General features: G+C 42.8%; 17 protein-coding genes. 11 read left to right on the top strand and 6 right to left on the bottom strand.

Going from position 1 to position 17,723, the window contains the following annotated elements:
* The 3 genes from prs to pth form a co-directional block, all read left to right on the top strand.
* A partial coding sequence (gene prs / locus VK541_RS15335; protein WP_324371180.1) for a ribose-phosphate diphosphokinase occupies window positions 1-404 on the top strand: 404 nt, incomplete at its 5' end.
* Between the two features lie 67 nt (window positions 405-471).
* Complete coding sequence (locus VK541_RS15330) at window positions 472-1,050, top strand: 50S ribosomal protein L25/general stress protein Ctc (protein WP_324371179.1); 579 nt, start codon at window positions 472-474, stop codon at window positions 1,048-1,050.
* Window positions 1,051-1,146: 96 nt separating this feature from the next.
* Entirely contained in the window at window positions 1,147-1,707 is a 561-nt protein-coding gene (gene pth, locus VK541_RS15325; RefSeq protein ID WP_324371178.1) for an aminoacyl-tRNA hydrolase, read from the top strand.
* On the opposite strand, the gene VK541_RS15320 is transcribed toward pth, so the two are convergent.
* From VK541_RS15320 to VK541_RS15300, 5 genes are all read right to left on the bottom strand, one after another.
* On the bottom strand, window positions 1,697-3,283 hold the full coding sequence (locus VK541_RS15320) for a response regulator (protein ID WP_324371177.1): 1,587 nt from the start codon (window positions 3,281-3,283) through the stop codon (window positions 1,697-1,699). The genes pth and VK541_RS15320 overlap by 11 nt on opposite strands.
* A gap of 26 nt (window positions 3,284-3,309) precedes the next feature.
* Window positions 3,310-4,137, bottom strand: a complete 828-nt coding sequence (locus VK541_RS15315; protein ID WP_324371176.1) for a protein-glutamate O-methyltransferase CheR — start codon at window positions 4,135-4,137, stop codon at window positions 3,310-3,312.
* Window position 4,138: 1 nt separating this feature from the next.
* Window positions 4,139-7,621, bottom strand: coding sequence for a response regulator (locus tag VK541_RS15310; protein ID WP_324371175.1), 3,483 nt, complete (start codon window positions 7,619-7,621; stop codon window positions 4,139-4,141).
* A 91-nt stretch (window positions 7,622-7,712) separates the two neighbouring features.
* A complete protein-coding gene (locus VK541_RS15305; protein ID WP_324371174.1) occupies window positions 7,713-8,399 on the bottom strand; it encodes a LytTR family DNA-binding domain-containing protein in 687 nt (228 codons plus the stop codon).
* A gap of 8 nt (window positions 8,400-8,407) precedes the next feature.
* Window positions 8,408-9,922, bottom strand: coding sequence for a sensor histidine kinase (locus tag VK541_RS15300; protein ID WP_324371173.1), 1,515 nt, complete (start codon window positions 9,920-9,922; stop codon window positions 8,408-8,410).
* A gap of 128 nt (window positions 9,923-10,050) precedes the next feature.
* Between VK541_RS15300 and VK541_RS15295 the strand changes: the two genes are divergently transcribed.
* From VK541_RS15295 to VK541_RS15285, 3 genes are all read left to right on the top strand, one after another.
* A complete protein-coding gene (locus tag VK541_RS15295) occupies window positions 10,051-10,398 on the top strand; it encodes an arsenate reductase (RefSeq protein WP_324371172.1) in 348 nt (115 codons plus the stop codon).
* 100 nt (window positions 10,399-10,498) lie between these two features.
* Window positions 10,499-11,215: a hypothetical protein gene (locus tag VK541_RS15290; RefSeq protein WP_324371171.1), complete on the top strand. Its 717-nt coding sequence runs from the start codon at window positions 10,499-10,501 to the stop codon at window positions 11,213-11,215.
* A 71-nt stretch (window positions 11,216-11,286) separates the two neighbouring features.
* Window positions 11,287-13,251: a M1 family metallopeptidase gene (locus tag VK541_RS15285; protein WP_324371170.1), complete on the top strand. Its 1,965-nt coding sequence runs from the start codon at window positions 11,287-11,289 to the stop codon at window positions 13,249-13,251.
* A 3-nt stretch (window positions 13,252-13,254) separates the two neighbouring features.
* Here the strand turns inward: VK541_RS15285 and VK541_RS15280 are convergent, their stop codons facing one another.
* Window positions 13,255-13,890 (bottom strand): hypothetical protein, encoded by a 636-nt coding sequence (locus tag VK541_RS15280; RefSeq protein ID WP_324371169.1) that lies wholly within the window; start codon window positions 13,888-13,890, stop codon window positions 13,255-13,257.
* Between the two features lie 46 nt (window positions 13,891-13,936).
* Here VK541_RS15280 and VK541_RS15275 point away from each other — a divergent pair, with 46 nt between their 5' ends.
* The 5 genes from VK541_RS15275 (at window position 13,937) to rpsJ (ending at window position 17,664) form a co-directional block, all read left to right on the top strand.
* Window positions 13,937-14,158, top strand: coding sequence for a VF530 family protein (locus tag VK541_RS15275; protein WP_324371168.1), 222 nt, complete (start codon window positions 13,937-13,939; stop codon window positions 14,156-14,158).
* Between the two features lie 115 nt (window positions 14,159-14,273).
* Window positions 14,274-14,687 carry a 30S ribosomal protein S12 gene (gene rpsL / locus VK541_RS15270; protein WP_008244597.1) on the top strand — a complete coding sequence of 138 codons (414 nt, stop codon included), beginning with the start codon at window positions 14,274-14,276 and terminating at the stop codon, window positions 14,685-14,687.
* A 16-nt stretch (window positions 14,688-14,703) separates the two neighbouring features.
* Window positions 14,704-15,171, top strand: coding sequence for a 30S ribosomal protein S7 (gene rpsG / locus VK541_RS15265; protein ID WP_285059076.1), 468 nt, complete (start codon window positions 14,704-14,706; stop codon window positions 15,169-15,171).
* A gap of 13 nt (window positions 15,172-15,184) precedes the next feature.
* Window positions 15,185-17,299, top strand: a complete 2,115-nt coding sequence (gene fusA, locus VK541_RS15260) for an elongation factor G (RefSeq protein ID WP_324371167.1) — start codon at window positions 15,185-15,187, stop codon at window positions 17,297-17,299.
* Window positions 17,300-17,358: 59 nt separating this feature from the next.
* Complete coding sequence (rpsJ, locus tag VK541_RS15255) at window positions 17,359-17,664, top strand: 30S ribosomal protein S10 (protein ID WP_008244591.1); 306 nt, start codon at window positions 17,359-17,361, stop codon at window positions 17,662-17,664.
* Window positions 17,665-17,723 lie beyond the last annotated feature (59 nt).

The following is a 17,723-nucleotide window of genomic DNA, read 5'->3' as shown; positions in this document are numbered from 1 at the left end:
GCACCTTTGCTAAATTTTTTAATGCCGAGGTGGTGATCTGTGACAAACGCCGTAAACGCGCCAATGAGATAGAATCCATGTCGATCATCGGTGATGTAAAAGGGCTTGATGTAGTGCTGATGGATGATATCTGCGATACCGCAGGTACACTCGCCAAGGCTGCAGCGTTGATTATGGAAAAGGGAGCTAAAAGCGTAAGGGCAGTGTGTACGCATCCCGTATTGTCCGGCAAGGCATATGAGACAATAGAGAATTCAATGCTTACGGAACTGATCGTTACGGATACTATTCCGTTGAAACAACAGAGTTCAAAGATTAGGGTACTGAGCACCGCACCATTGTTTGCAAAAGCAATAGCGAATGTGAATGAACATGGTTCTATCAGTGATCTTTTTAATGTTTAACAAAAAATTGAATCCCGGTTGATCAAAGCGGTCATGAAAGATTCGAGTAATATATAAATAAATAAAAATGAAAACAATCGCAATTAGCGGTTCTCCGAGAGAGAACGTAGGGAAACGCGATGCTAAAGAGCTTCGCTATGAAGGCAAGGTTCCTGCAGTATTGTATGGTGGTAAAGAGCAAGCACATTTTGCCGTATTGGCAACTGATTTGAAAGACGCTATTTATACGCCAGAGGCTAACTTTGTTGAGATTACTCTTGGTAGTCAAAAAGTGAAAGCAGTGATCAAGGATTTACAATTTCACCCGCTTACGGACTTATTATTACACGTAGATTTTCTTCAGTTGTTTGATGACAAACAAATCCTGATGGAAATTCCTGTTAAATTGACCGGAACTTCTCCTGGTGTCAAAATGGGTGGTAAACTGGTGCAGAAATTACGTAAACTTCGTGTTAAAGCTTTACCTAAAGACATGCCTCAGGCTGTTGAAGTAAGCATTAGCAAATTAGAAGTTGGTAGTTTGTTCCGTGTACGTGACCTTGAAGAAGGCAAATACGTGGTGACAAACATTCCTGAAGATACTATCGTTTCTGTAGGTATGTCAAGAGCATTGAAACAAGCAGAGCAGCAAGCTGGTAAAAAATAATTTTTATTGGCATAGCCATAAAAGCAGCACCATAAACGGTGCTGCTTTTTTATGAACGGCGCTTTGCTTCCATATAAACTATTATCTTTGCGGGAAATGAAATATCTAATTGTAGGTTTAGGAAATATTGGCCCCGAATATGCAAATACAAGGCACAATATAGGTTTTAATATTGCTGATGAATTGGTCGAGCAGTTGGGAGGCACCTTTTCTAACTTGCGGTTGGCCTATTATTCCGAAGTGTCCTTTAAAGGCAAAAAGCTTCATGTTATAAAGCCGACCACTTTTATGAATTTGAGCGGAAAGGCAGTCAATTACTGGCTGCATGAACTAAAAATCGCCCCGGAAAATGTATTGGTTCTGGTTGATGACCTGGCGTTGCCTCTAGGGAAACTCAGGCTAAAACTGCAGGGCAGCAGCGCAGGGCATAACGGATTGAAAAGCATAGAAGGTCTTTGCGGCGGGCAAAATTATGCACGGCTGCGTTTCGGAATCGGTGACAATTTTGCAAAGGGCAGACAGGTAGATTACGTGCTTGCCCCTTTTGACAAGGATGAGCAGCCGGAACTGCCCGCGCTGATAGATAAAAGTGTAGAGCTGATCAAAAGTTTTGTGACTGCGGGGCCTGCACAAACCATGACCTTTTTCAATAAGTAGTATATTTGCTGAGCTTCTGATGCAGGACTTCCAGTTCAAAAGGTTTGCTGATCACATCGTTTGCTCCTGCTTCTATTGCCGTCTTTTTGTCGTTTTCCATTACTGCAGCCGAGAAAGTGATTACCGGTACGTTTTCTTTGCCGGGCACATGACCTCCTCTGATTAGTTTTATGGCGTCAAGACCGTTCATCACCGGCATGAAGGTATCCATGAGTATGATGTCATAATCATTTTCCCTGAGCTTGTCCAATGCGTCTTTCCCGTTTTCTACTACATCTGCATCAATCATCCAGTCTTTAAGGATTTTTACGATCAGGAATTTGTTGATCGGGTTGTCTTCCGCGACCAATACCCGTAAGTTATTGAATGGGGTGAGTATTTCCTTTACGATTTTTTCAGGAACGGGGACTTCTTTGACGACTTCGTACCAGTTTGTGAAGCAAAATGTACTGCCGATACCTTCTTCGCTGGTCACCTCAAGCAAACCGCCTTTGAGTTTTGCAAGGTTCTTTACTATAGAAAGCCCAAGACCAGTTCCTCCGAATTTTACAGTAGTCTGCTCATCAGCCTGTTCAAATGTTTCAAAGATCTTGTCGATATTTTCATTGGCGATACCTATACCTGTGTCAATTACTGAAAACTTGATCCTCACATTATTTCCTTTTCTAGTCAGAATTTCAACTTTTAGGGTAATGCTGCCCCGGGAGGTAAATTTAATCGCATTTCCAATCAGGTTCATCAGGATCTGGTTCAGACGAAGTGAGTCAGCCATGACGTGGTTTGGCAGATTAGGATCAAAATGCGTGATTAGCTCCAGTTTTTTTTCTCTTGCCCTGATCCGCAGCAGGTTTACCACGGCATTACACATATTTATGATATCAGTTTCGCTTCTGTTGATCTTAAACTTCCCTGCTTCTATCTTGGAAAGGTCAAGGATGTCATTAATTACACCAAGGAGGGAGTTGGAGGAAATCTCGAGGAGATCTACCATTTCTTTTTGCTCGGCATTGAGCCCGCTGCGTTCCAGCAGGTGGGCTATACCTATAATTCCGTTTATTGGTGTGCGGATCTCATGGCTCATATTGGCCAGAAAGTTTTCTTTAATTCTTTTTCCCTGCTCCGCCTGTTCCTTTGCTTTGATCAGCTCCTTTTGATACGCTTCCAGTTCCTTGTTCTTGCGTTTTAACTCTCTTTGGTTTCGGATAAACTGTATGAATGAATCGACTTTCGCCGAAGTTACAAAGGGGTCCAGGGGTTTATACAGATAGTCAACTGCACCTGTATTGAGGCCCTTAACGGCATATTTAGTCTCTTTGGAAATTGCTGTAACGAATATAATGAGTATGTCTTTAGTACGCGGATTGCTTTTTAAGATCTCAACCAGTTCAAAACCGTCCATTTCGGGCATTTGTACATCAACCAATGCTATCGCGATATCCATTTCCCAGGAAAGTCTTAAAGCCTCGTTGGGATTGGTGGTGCTGATGAGATTAATATCAGTCCTTTGCAATAGTGCTTCAAGGGCAACAATATTTTCGGGTCTGTCATCAACAATTAATATGTTAATTTTTTCCATGGGATTCTTAGGTTTACTATAGGCCCTCAGGCTATTTTCTGATAAATGTTATTTTTTTTGTCAATGATCTTAAAACGCCCGATTTCATCATTCCGTAGTGTCTCCTTTGACCCGAGGCAAAGAAAACCAAAATTAGCTAAACTATTGTAAAATAACTCAATAACCCGTTTTTGAAGATCAGTATTAAAGTAGATCAGTACATTTCTGCAGGATATCACCTGAAATTCATTAAATACCCCGTCTGAAGCAAGGTTGTGAACCGAAAAAAGCACATTCTTTTTTAAAGCACGGTTTATTTTTGCAGCATCGTATTTAGCTGTATAATAGTCTGATAATGTGTGCAGGGTACCGGTCTTGTGATAATTTTCAGAATATTGTTTCATTTTCTGAAGGTCATAGATGCCATTTTTAGCATATTCGAGCACCTCATTGTTGACATCTGTCCCATAGAAGAACGCCCTGTCGTATAGATTTTCTTCTGAAAAAAGTATGGCAAAAGAATACAGTTCTTCACCTGTTGAGCATCCTGCGTTCCATACTTTGATGCGCTGATATGATCTTAGGTAAGGGATGACATGTGCGGCTAAGGATTGGTAGAAAGGTGGATCCCTGAACATTTCGGTAACATTCACTGTCACCTCTATCAAAAAGGATTCGAAGTAATCAGCGTCGTTGGTCAATAATGTCCGAAGGTCAAAAAGATCCAGTTTTTGAAGCTGCATGATCCTGGTGACCCTTCTCTTTAAAGACGCCGCTGAATAATCACTAAAATCGAATCCGTGTATATGCCTGACCAGATTGATGAGATCTGAAAGCTGCTCATAAGTAATCGTTTCGGGATGAGGACTATTCATACTAGCTTAGCCAAACCCTGAGCATGGATAAGAGCTTGTCCATGTCAACAGGTTTTGAAATGTAGTCATTTGCACCTGCTTCTATACATTTTTCACGGTCATTTTTCATGGCCTTCGCTGTCAATGCAATAATTGGCAGCTTGGCAAATTTCTTTTCGCCTCTAATTGCCCGCATGGCTTCATAACCATCCATTTCAGGCATCATGATGTCCATCAGCACGAGATCAATTTCCTGGTTTTCCTGCAGTTTTTGAATGGCTTCTTTTCCGTTGTTTGCGACGTGGATATTTATTTCATATCCTTGCAGGGCACTGGAAAGGGCAAAAATATTTCTCATGTCGTCATCGGTGATCAGTATTGTTTTCCCTTTAAGGGCTTTTTCAATGGTTGAAACGCTTTTTCCTTTTGCAGTTGTTTTGGAAGCCGGCTTGTCATCCTGTTTCAATTTGTTCATAAAGAGGCTCACTTCATCAATCAGTCTGTCATTGGACTTGTTGGATTTCAATACCATCGCCTCCGTGTATTTCATGATGTGTGCCATCTTGTCGTCGTCCAGCTCCATTGCCGTGTTGATGATCACAGGAACGTGCGCATGTTGCGGTTGTGATTTAATTTTGTCGAGCAGGTCAAATCCAGAAATATCGGGAAGTTTGAGATCGAGGATGATACAATCAAAAACCTGCGTTTTCAATAGTTCCAGCGCCTCATTTCCCGTGAATGCTTGCTTGACCTCTACGCCTTTGTCAGACAGTTGCTGGGTCAGGATCTTGCTTTGCAGTTCCTGGTCTTCGATGACCAGCACTTTATTCAGGTTGTATTTGGTATAGGCTGTGCTAAGGAGCTCAAATGCTTCATCAAGCTGATCTTTTTCAATAGGTTTTTTGAGAAAGCCAATGGCACCCTGTTGTTTTGCTTCACTCTCCTTTACCGTTCCGGCCGACATCATATGGACAGGGATGTGTCTGGTCCTCGGATCAGACTTCAGTTTTTTTAAGATGGTCCAGCCATCCATGACGGGTAACATGATGTCGAGAACAATTGCATCGGGAAGTTGAGACGCGGCCATTTCAAGTCCTGTATCCCCGCTATGCGCAAGAATAGGCTGAAAGCCTTTCTCAATGGCATAGTCACTCAGCACCTCTGCGAAGGCAAGATCATCTTCTACAATGAGGAGGGTCTGAGGCCTGGGACCTTTTGCCCGCATGGTCGCCGGTTCGGGGATGAGCGTCCGAATTCCCGACTCCTGTGTTGTTTTTTCTTCGGATGCATGGGTTTCCTGACCGGCATTTGCGATGTTGCGCTCAGGAATGAATAATGTAAAAGTACTTCCTGAATTCACTTCACTTTGCACCTGGATCTCACCCCCAAGTATAACGGCAAGTTCCTTACTTATGGAAAGTCCCAGGCCGGTTCCGCCATATTTTCTGCTGGTAGAACCGTCTGCCTGCTGAAATGCCTCAAATATCAATCGCTGTTTGTCTTCAGGTATCCCGATGCCAGAGTCCTCAACTCTGAACGCAAGCACCTTTTCCGGAGTGCTGTTGAGCTGATCGGAATAAAACCTATGGCCCTTATGAACATTGCTGATGCTGAAGGTGATCTGACCATGTTCAGATGTAAACTTAAACGCATTGGAAAGCAGGTTTTTTATTACCTGTTCCAGTCTTGACTGGTCTGTAAGAATGGTCTCCGGCAGGTCGTGGTCCAGAAGCGCTTCAAACCTGATCTTTTTGCTTTTGGCGAGCTCAGCAAATAAGGCCTCCATGCCCTGCTTGATGCTTTGGGGCCTGACTGGTTCAATTGTGAGGTCAATTTTCCCTGATTCAATCTTGGACAGGTCCAGGATGTCATTGATCAGTGTGAGCAGGTCGGTTCCCGCATTGTGGATCACACCGGCATATTTTACCTGGTCTTCATTGAGGTTTTCCGGCTTGTTTTCCTTGAGGATCCTGGCCAGAATGAGGATACTATTGAGCGGGGTACGCAATTCATGGCTCATATTGGCCAGGAATTCTGATTTGTATTTACTGGACAATTCCAGTTCTTCTGCTTTGAGGCTCATCGCTTCACGCGCCTGGTTTACCAGTAAATTGCGTTCTTCCAGCTGTTGTGCCTTTTCTTCCAGCTCCGCATTGGTCTGGCGCAACTCTTCCTGCTGTACCCTGAGCTCCTCTTCAGAGGCCTGGAGCTGTTCCGATTTGTAGACCAGTTCTTCATTCGTCGTGCGCAATTCTTCCTGCTGACTTTCCAGCTCCTCTGCCTGCTGCTGGGTCTGTTCAAACAATGCTCTGAGTTTGACCCGGGCAATGGCGCTATTTATGGCTACGCCGATGCTCTCAGTAATGGTGTTTAAGAATATTAATTTAGATTCATCCGGTTTTTCTGTCAGACCAAGTTCAATAACAGCTATGGTGCTATTTTCAAATATTATGGGAAGGATAAATATAAAGGAGGGTGCGGCATTGCCCAGTGCCGAACTGATCTTAAGGTAATCTTCAGGAATGTTGTCGAGCACTTTACTTTTCTTTTCTATTGCCGCCTGCCCAATCAGTCCTTCGCCAAATGAATATTCCCGGCGGGTACTCTTTGACTGCTGATAGGCATAGCCGCCCCTGAATACGAAAGTTTTCTTTTTGTCGCTAAGCAGAAAAAGTGCACCGACACCGGCACCGATATAATTACAGATTCGGGAAACTACATTTGCAGATAACTCTTCAATCTCCTGTTCACCACGCATGGATTCGGTGACCTCCGTTGCGCCGGTCAGCAGCCAGTTCTTTTGCTCATTGTCAGCAGAAATCTTTTCGAGCTGAATATTGGAATCCCGCATCTGCTCTTCCGTGAGTTTTTGCTGGTCAAAAGTCCGTTTGATATAAGAAAACAAGAATAAGATAAGGCCAAAAATGATAACAGCGCTGAGCAATACAATCCATGTGGTCCTGGTATTGCTCTTGTCTGTGTCTGCCTTTCTTTTTGCAAGCAGCAGGTATTCGGTTTTGGTGATTTTGTTGCTAACCCGGAGCATCTTGTCTTTTATACGCTGCCCGTTGCCGGTCAGGATCTGCTCCAGACTAGCAGTCCGGCCTTTGGAAGCGCTGCTTTCGAGTATTCCCTGCATATCCGCCAGTTTTTCATTGGCGTAGAATTCAAGAGAGTCGACCCGGTCGCTTTGCTCCGGATTATCTGAGACTAATTTTCTCAGTTCCCTGATGGTGGGGCCAATTTTAGCGGCATTTAGGGTATAAGGTTCGAGAAATTTATTTTGTTGCGACAGTACGTAGCCCCTTACTCCAGTTTCGGCACTCAGCGCCTGATTCTCAATCTTTTGAACGAGATTTAAGACTTCATAGGTATGGCTTGTCCACCGGGCATCTTCACCGAGTGATTTTATACTAAAATAAGAGGTTGCCGCTGAAACGAGGACAAATGCCAAAGAGACCGCAAATCCAGTCAGCACTTGCTGTTTAAAAGAAAGTTTAAACATAGGGTTTAATGTTTTACCAGGTAATCCGTATTACACAATATTAGGAATAATATCTGATTCAAGATTCCTTTATAAGGATTTACATTTAGTTTTAATGTAAATCCTGCAGGCTACTGGCATAAGTGGCTCCAATAGGTATGACATGGTTGTCGATCCAAACCTGTGAGCGGTCAAACTTGCTGATCTTGTTCCTGGCGATAATGAAGGCGCGATGGATCCTGGTAAATTTCTTTTCCGGTAGTAACAATAGCATTTCGCTCAAAGAAACCCGGGTGCTGAGTAACTTTTCGCCGGTTAAATGTACCTGGGTATAATTGCCGCTCGCTTCAATATAAAGGATGTCTTCAATCTGTACCTTTATTTGCTCATAACCGTCTTTGAAGAAAATGGAATCGGGATGCTCGGTACTTTCAAATTTGTTCCTGAGGTTGTGCAGCTCCAGCGCTTTGTTACAGGCCTTAAGGAATCGGGAAAGGGAAAATGGCTTGAGCAGATAATCTACTGCATCGAGTTCAAAGCTTTTTACTGCATGCTCAGAATAGGCAGTCGTGAAGATCACCATCGGAGGATTGGAAAGGCTGCCAAGAAAGTCTATGCCATTGATATCCGGCATTTTAATATCGAGGAAAATAAGGTCTGTTTTGTTTTGATGCAGGTAAGCGATCGCATCAAATGCATTGGTGAATGTGGCATTAAGTTCAATGAACGGAACTTTGGATGCATGTGATTTCACGACATCCAAGGCTATAGGCTCATCATCAATTGCGATAGCTATCATTTCTAAAATTACTTATTTCCCGTCAGTTGCAAGGTTAAGTGGATGAAAAATTCTTTAGCGCTTTCCCTGATGATCAGTTCGTGCCGGTTTGGATAAAGATGCTCCAGCCGCTGCTCAACATTTTTCAGCCCTATACCGCTTTTTAACTTTTCAGGATCATTGTCGGGTTTGATATGGATGCTGTTGTGTACATCGAAGTATAGTGTATTCCCTTTAGTTTGAAGCGTAATTTTAATGTGTGAGGGCTGCTGCAGGCTGATGCCGTGCTTAAATGCGTTTTCTACAAAAGGAATAAGCAGCATCGGTGCAATTTGCTGGTTGTTGAGCTGTTCATCAATTTGTGTTTCAATAACAATGGACGGTGAGCGGGAAGTTCTCAGTTTTTGCAGGGCGATGTAATTATTGAGGTAATCTACATCCCGGGTCAGGGAGATTTTTTCCTGCATATTTTCCTGCAGCATAAAGCGCATCATGTCGCCAAGCATTTGTATCCCCTCACCTGTGCGATCCGCATTTTCCTGGAGCGCAGTTCCGTACAGGGTATTGAGCGCATTGAATAAAAAATGCGGATTGATCTGTGACCGCAGGAAACTCAGGCTGGCATCTGACTTGTCAAGTTCTGTTTTTAAAGTGGTGAGTTCTGCATTGCTTTCCCTGCGTTTTTTATAAATGTACCAGGAAAGAGGTGCGCTGATGATAATTTGTGTAGGGATGTGAAACAGGATGACTATGCCTGCCATTTCCCCCTGGTTACTGAACAACAGGGCAATAAGGGAAAGCGGGATGCAAAAGACAATGGTGATGAGCAGAATTTTCCAAAAAAAATTTTTAAAAGTTCTGCCAGAGGCTTTTACTTCCGGGATGAGATAATAGAGAGAATAGATGACGATAAAGACGGCTGCGCAAATGACCAGCGTCCAGCAGACCATTACTTCAAACGGAGAAGAGGTAGCGATCAGAAAAAGCAGGCCGACAAACCAGAACGCCCCTCCAAATACGGCTTCAAGTTTCATCCGGCTTGCCGGATCATACTTGCTGGTCTGGTTTTCCCTAAAATAAACAATGAGCTTCTTTAAGGCGATATAGATCATGATGACCAGGATCAGCCAGGCTGCATAAGTGTATCCCTTAAAGAAAAAATGGGCATAGGCCTCATCTGGGGTTGTGAAATCAGAAAACAGGTAGGCCTGGCTGTAGGTGTAGATAATGCTGGTCATCAATCCTGTACTCAGAAACAGGACAATGATGACCAAAATTGACAGGACTCTGGCACTTGGTTTAAAGATGGATGGCCCGATGCAAAAATTGAGCAGCAGGAAGCTGAAATATAAGATAGAAAAGCGGAATAATTCAGGTATAAGGTAGTTGGAAATATAGGAGTAACGCAAATTTGCTCCTTTCATCAGGTATTCGGTGAAGTTTGGTGTTCTTTCTCCGGAATTTGATATCAGCAAAAGAATGGCAAACCCGTAAAGACCGGTGGCGATCCAGAACTCCGTCTTAGCAAGATCTTTTATTTTCATGATGGTTTTATAATGATTTTATGCTGCAATAGTACTAAGGCTTTTGTTTCCAAATTTTAAAATGTGACGAAACCCTTTAAAAATGTGATGAATTCTGTTTTGAAAATGATTTTTTTTAAGTTTGCAGCATGATCGTATATGGAATACCCAATTGCAATACTGTAAAGAAAGCGAGAACCTGGCTTAGCGAAAATGAATTTACGCCGGAGTTTCATGACTTTAAAAAGAACGGGATTACTGCGGATAAACTGCGGAACTGGTGCAATATTTTTGGATGGGAAAAGGTTCTGAATAAAAAAGGCACAACCTGGAGAGGCCTGAGCACAGAAGAACAGGAGAGCGTTATTGATCAGGAGAGTGCTATACGCATCCTGCTAAAATATACGAGTGCCATCAAGCGACCGATCGTGGAAGTAGATGGTAAGCCGGTGCTGATCAGTTTTGAGGGGGCTGATTATATCAGGGTTTTAAAATGACCTGCTTTGATTTTCGTCAACTTTTGCTGTTAAAGTTTGTTAAAATAGGAGTGATGCGTTTCAAACAGCGTTACATTTGAGCATGTACAAAAAGTTGTTGATGGTTTTCATCCTTTTCATTCCCGTTTCCGTGTTTGCGCAGCAAATCATGGGCAAGGTATATGATCTGGACAATAAGACGACCCCATTGCAGGATGTGAACGTGAAGAACCTCAACAACAATCAGGCAGTAAAAACAAAAGCAGGCGGGCAATTTAGCTTGCCGGCCAGATTGGGGGACCTCTTGGTATTCTCTTTTACAGGGTATCATACTGATACGCTTTACCTGATTGACCTCTTGCCAAAGACCGTTTACCTTCCAGGTAATTCAACTGCTTTAAATGAAGTTAAAGTTGTTGGCGCGAAAATCAATCCTTTAGTTTTTGCTTCGGATCCCGAAGCGCAGGAATTTAAAAGGATCCGGACCGATGGACTCCGTGGGAAAAGCAATAATGACCGTGCCGGCGGGATGAAGTTTAATCTGGGATATGGTAAATACCGAAGAGAACAGGAAAAGATAAGACTTCTGGAAGAACGGGATAAATATGAAACGGAGATCATCCAGATTTTTACAGAAGCATATGTCTCGGATCTTGTGAAATTAAAAGGGCAGGACCTCAAAGATTTTATGTCTTTGTACAGACCTACAGCAGTGCTGGTGAAAGCTGAGCGGCCTTTCAATTACGATTACTATACGGTACAAGCCTATCATCAGTGGCTGAAGCTTCCCGAATGGCAGCGCAAACTGCCGCCTGTACCCAAGCTTAAGTCAAATTAATCAATTTGCGGATGAGACAGGATAAGTTATGATTTTATATCTTTATCCCTAATCTTTAAATCCTGAACTTTATGTTTAATAAATTGGTAGTGCTTTTTGCGTTGTTGTGCACTTTTGGCGGAAAAGGAAGTGCGCAGGAACTGGACTATGACGGTAATTATAATCCGCATGCAGCTTTCGGCCCTTTATTCTATTCCCAGAACGGAAATGAATTCCGGTCTGCAAGCGGTTATCCGGGGCCAAAGTACTGGCAAAACCGTGCTGATTATAATATAACTGCTAATCTGGATGACGTAAACAATAAGGTTACAGGCAGCGTAACGATCACTTATAAGAATAACAGTCCGGATAAGCTGTATTACCTGTGGCTGCAGCTTGATCAGAATTTATTCTCCTCTAAATCGCGCGGAAATGCACTTATCCCTGCCGGGAGCAGGTATGGAAACCGGGGAGAAAAGCTGGATGGGGGTTATACCATAGAGGGACTGTCCATATCCCAGAAGGGGAAAACGGGAAAATTTACTGCTTTGACAGAAGATACCAGGATGCAGATCCGTTTGGACGACGCTATGGAAGCGGCGGGGGATGCGATCACTATAAAGATGAATTTTTCTTTTGTGATCCCTATAAACGGTTCAGACCGTATGGGCCATTTGACAACTAAGAACGGAGAGATATTTTCTATTGCCCAATGGTTTCCCAGAATGAGTGTATATGATGATGTGCTGGGATGGAATACCTTACCGTATTGGGGGGCAGGAGAATTCTATTGTGAATACGGAGATATTGATTTTGCGGTAACAACTCCAGCCAATCATATTGTGATGGGTTCAGGAGAGCTTTTAAACCCGCAGGAGGTATTTACGCCACTACAGCTGCAACGCTGGAATGCGGCTAAGAACAGCGATGAGAAAATTGCCATCCGCTCAGAATCAGAAGTGCTGGATGTCGCATCACGGCCGGCAAAGGATAAATTGACCTGGAAATTCAGGATCAAAAATACACGTGATGCAGCATGGGCTTCATCAAAGGCTTTTGTGCTGGATGCAGCACGTATAAATTTGCCAAGCGGTAAGAAATCACTTGCAGTCGCGGCACATCCCGTGGAGAGTAATGGAGAGGACGGTTATGGCAGGGCAGTGGAGTACATCAAAACAACTATTGAGCATTATTCAGCCAGATGGTTTGAATATCCCTATCCAATGGCAGTTAATGTGGCGAGTAACGTGGGTGGTATGGAATATCCCGGAATTGTTTTTTGTGGCTGGCAGGCCAGGAATTCAGGAGCTTGGGGGGTGATAGACCACGAATTTGGACATACCTGGTTTCCGATGATCGTAGGTAGTAATGAACGTAAATACGGATGGATGGACGAAGGTTTCAATACCTTTATTAATGGGATTTCTTCAGTCTCATTTAATAACGGGGAATATAAGAAGGCTAAGACCGATATGCATCAGATAGCGCGTAACCTGCAGAAGCCCGAGCTGGAATACATTATGCTGGCGCCGGATGCGATGAGGGAAAGAAATATAGGTACGAACCTGTACAGCAAACCAGGATGGGGACTGGAGATCCTGAGAAATGAAATATTAGGGGCTGACCGGTTTGATTACGCTTTCAGAAATTATATTTCACAATGGGCATTTAAGCATCCGACACCCTTTGATTTCTTCAGGGCAATGGAAAATGGCGCTGGCGAAGATCTTTCCTGGTTTTGGAAGGGCTGGTTTTTAGAGAATTGGAAAATGGATCAGGCGATTGCGGGTGTTTCAGAGATCAGGCAGGATGGCGCAACCGTGGGATATAATATCGCTGTCGCGAATTTGGAGCAAATGCCAATGCCAGTCATTCTACAAATTAAGACGAAAAGCGGTAAGACAGACCTGGTTAAACTTCCGGTGGATGTCTGGATGAGAAATAAAACCTGGGTAGTTCGCTATCCAGTAACAGAAGAAGTCATTTCTGTGATACTGGATCCTGATAAAGTGCTGCCGGATGTGAATGACGCCAATAACAGCTGGCAAAAAAAATAGGATTTATTTAAAGAAACTTTGCTTTAGTTTTTCTGCGTCTATCGCGGGGCTGGGTTCATCCAGGCGGAACAGCCAGCCTTTTTGCTTCAGGCTGCTGATCTCTTCCTTAGCTACAGAAAGGTCTTTGCCTTTAATGTGCTGACGAAAGGAAAGAGGAGCGCCAGGTTCAATACTTAAAGGTGAATTAAACAGAACCTCTATTCTAAACTTAGGCCAGACTTGTATATCGGCCAGCTGAGCAGAGTAAATTTTTTTGGTGCTGTGAGGTGCAGTAATACCGGAGAATTCACCTTTAAAAATACCTCCTTTTTCCGTGGTCAGGCTGCTCAGTAACTGAAATGAGGTTTCGTTAATGAGATGAAAGTGGACTACTGAATTACTATGCTGATCTGCAACTATACCAATATATACGCCTTCCCTGACAAAGGGGGCGTCGGATGTGATCAGTAATGGTTGGCCAATACTGTCGTCTTCACCTGGAAGATCGCCATGGACCAGAGTGACCTTTGAAGCGAGGACCGGGATCTCAAAATCATTTGCATCGGTAACGCCAATGGTATCTTTATCTATGATCCTGGTAATATATCCTTCTAAATTTTCATCGACAAAGCGCACAAAATCTCCTAACTTGTAAATCATTTATTTATAGTTTTAACACAGGGCAAATTTATGTTATTTTTGCGGGATGGCAGCAGAGGCTCAAAAAAACAATCCTTTACACGGACTAACACTGGAATTTATCCTTAAGCAGCTGGTATGGCATTATGGATGGGAAGAACTGGGTGTGCTGGTAAAGATCGCTTGTTTTAATAACAATCCGACAATGAATTCGAGTTTGAAATTTCTGCGTAAGACAGACTGGGCGAGGAAAAAAGTAGAAAAGCTGTATTTAAATACTTTTCATTAACTGTCTATTTATTTTCTGTTAACCCCTTGATTTATAAAATGTATTGTCTTACCTTTGCAGTCCCTTATTGAGGGGTAAAGTTTTTAAACATAAATAGAAAAACAAAAAAAGAGCAATGCCAACCATTCAACAATTAGTTAGAAAAGGTAGAGTAGCACTGGAGTTCAAGAGTAAGTCTCCGGCGTTGGACAGCTGTCCACAGCGAAGAGGTGTATGTACACGTGTATATACCACTACCCCTAAAAAACCAAACTCAGCAATGCGTAAAGTAGCGCGTGTACGTTTAACCAATGGTAAAGAGGTTAATGCCTACATTCCTGGAGAAGGTCACAACCTTCAGGAGCACTCTATTGTATTGATCCGTGGTGGTCGTGTTAAAGATTTGCCAGGTGTTCGTTATCACATCATCCGTGGAGCATTAGATACTTCAGGAGTTGCTGGTCGTAATCAGCGCCGTTCAAAATATGGCACTAAGCGTCCTAAGCCAGGACAAGTTGCTGCGGCACCAACAAAAGGTAAAAAGAAATAATTAGGAGGAAAGAAAAATGAGAAAGTCAAAACCAAAAAAGAGAATTATCCTTCCTGATCCTAAATTTAACGATGTTCAGGTGACAAGATTTGTGAACAATATGATGTACGATGGAAAAAAATCTATCGCATATGATATTTTTTATGATGCAGTTGAACTGGCGGAGAAAAAAGCAGGCGAAAATGGCCTGGAAATATGGAAACGCGCTTTAGCCAATGTAATGCCTGCAGTAGAGGTGAAGTCACGCCGTGTAGGTGGTGCTAACTTTCAGGTACCTACTGAGGTAAGACCTGACCGTAAAATTGCCCTTGGTATGAAATGGTTAATTTCTTACGCTCGTAAACGTGGTGAAAAAACCATGAAAGAAAAATTAGCAGGTGAAATTGTTTCAGCAGCTAAAGGTGAAGGTGCAGCAGTTAAGAAAAAAGAAGATACGCATAAAATGGCAGAAGCTAACAAGGCGTTCTCTCATTTCCGTTTTTAATTGAAATTATATAATGTCAAGAGATTTAAAATACACAAGAAATATCGGGATCGCAGCTCACATTGATGCGGGTAAAACCACAACAACAGAGCGTATCCTTTATTATGCTGGTGTTAGTCATAAAATTGGTGAAGTGCACGAAGGTGCAGCAACAATGGACTGGATGGCACAAGAGCAGGAGCGTGGTATTACCATTACTTCTGCCGCAACCACAGTAAACTGGAAATACAGAGGTGACAATTATCACATCAACATTATTGACACACCGGGACACGTGGATTTTACTGTAGAGGTAAACCGCTCGTTACGTGTATTGGATGGTTTGGTGTTCTTGTTTTCTGCGGTTGATGGTGTTGAGCCTCAATCTGAAACCAACTGGCGTCTGGCTAACAATTATAGTGTTCCCCGTATCGGCTTTGTGAATAAAATGGACCGTTCAGGTGCAGATTTCTTAAAAGTGGTTGGGCAGGTTAAAAGCATGCTGGGCAGCAACGCTGTGCCTTTGCAATTGCCGATCGGCGCAGAAGATAGCTTTACAGGTGTGGTTGATTTGATCAATAACCGTGGTATCGTTTGGAATGAGCAAGATAAAGGTATGACCTTTACTGAAGTGCCAATTCCTGAAGATATGCTGGATGAGGTTGCTGAGTGGAGAGAAAAGTTATTGGAATCTGTAGCAGAGTATGATGAGTCTTTGATGGAGAAATTCTTCGAAGCTCCGGAAACAATCACTGAGCGTGAGGTTTTGGATGCTTTGCGTAAAGCAGTACTGGATGCCAAAATTGTTCCTATGGTTTGTGGTTCATCTTTCAAAAACAAAGGTGTACAGACCATGCTTGATTATGTGATGGAGTTATTGCCTTCACCTATGGATTCAGAAGGTGTGACGGGAATTAATCCGGAAACAGGAGCTGAAGTAGTACGTAAGCCAAGTGAAAAAGAACCTTTTGCAGCTTTGGCTTTTAAAATTGCAACGGATCCTTTCGTTGGCCGTCTTTGCTTTATCCGCGTTTATTCAGGTAACCTGGAAGCTGGTTCATACATTTATAATGCACGTTCTGAAAACAAAGAACGTATTTCACGGATCTTTCAAATGCACGCAAACAAGCAAAATCCAATCCCTAATGTGGGTGCCGGTGATATTGCTGCTGTTGTAGGCTTTAAAGATATCAAAACGGGTGATACGCTTTGTGAAGAGAAAAATCCAATCATTCTGGAATCAATGAACTTCCCTGAGCCTGTTATCGGTTTGGCAATTGAGCCTAAAACTCAAGCTGATATTGATAAATTAGGTATGGGATTATCTAAACTGGCTGAAGAGGATCCTACATTCAGAGTGCAAACTGACGAGGAAACTGGTCAGACCGTAATCTCTGGTATGGGTGAGCTTCACCTGGATATCCTGATCGACCGTTTGAAACGTGAGTTTAAAGTTGAGGTAAATCAGGGAGCACCACAGGTTGCTTATAAAGAAGCAATCAATGGTACTGTTCAGCACCGTGAGACTTATAAAAAACAATCTGGTGGCCGTGGTAAATTCGCAGACATTCAGGTTGTGATCTCGCCGATTGATGCGGACTGGGAAAAAGGCGGATTACAGTTTGTGAATGAAATCACAGGCGGGTCTATCCCACGTGAGTTTATCCCTTCTGTAGAGAAAGGATTTGCAGCATCTATGGCTAATGGCGTATTGGCTGGTTATCCGCTTCCTGATATGAAGGTCCGTTTAATTGATGGTTCATTCCACGCAGTCGATTCAGATGCTTTGTCTTTCGAACTTGCTGCTAAAATGGCTTATCGTGAAGCATTGCCTAAATGTAACCCGGTATTGATGGAGCCTATCATGAAAATCGAGATCCTTACTCCTGAAGAAAATATGGGTGATGTCATTGGTGATATGAACCGTCGTCGTGGTCAGCTTTTGGGTATGGATACACGTAACGGTTCTCAGGTAATTAAGGCAACTGTGCCACTTTCAGAGATGTTTGGATACGTAACACAATTGCGTACCATCACTTCCGGCCGTGCAACTTCTACTATGGAATTTGATCACTATGATCCGGCTCCGAAGAATGTTCAGGATGAAGTAATTGCTAAATCAAAAGGCAGAGTCAAGTCAGCAGACTAAAAAATAAATCGGCAGCCGGTTATTAATAGCTCTAACCGGCGCCTTAATTAAATAAGAATATGAGCCAAAGAATCAGAATCAAATTAAAATCTTACGATTATAATCTGGTAGATAAATCTGCTGAGAAAATCGTAAAAACTGTTAAGCCTACGGGTGCAGTGGTAAGCGGACCAATTCCGTTGCCTACAGAAAAGAAAATCTTCACGGTTTTGCGTTCACCACACGTGAACAAGAAAGCGCGTGAACAGTTTCAATTATGTGCGTACAAACGTTTACTGGACATTTATAGCTCTAACTCTAAGACAGTTGATGCTTTGATGAAACTTGAATTGCCTAGCGGTGTTGAAGTAGAGATTAAAGTTTAATTATACTTTTAACAGTTAAACAAAAGTGCCTTCAGGATTTCCTGAAGGTACTTTTGTTT

The organism is Pedobacter sp., assembly GCF_035317785.1.
Classification (GTDB): domain Bacteria; phylum Bacteroidota; class Bacteroidia; order Sphingobacteriales; family Sphingobacteriaceae; genus Pedobacter.
Note: the sequence above shows the minus strand (reverse complement) of the source record. Positions and strands in the feature narration are given on the sequence as shown.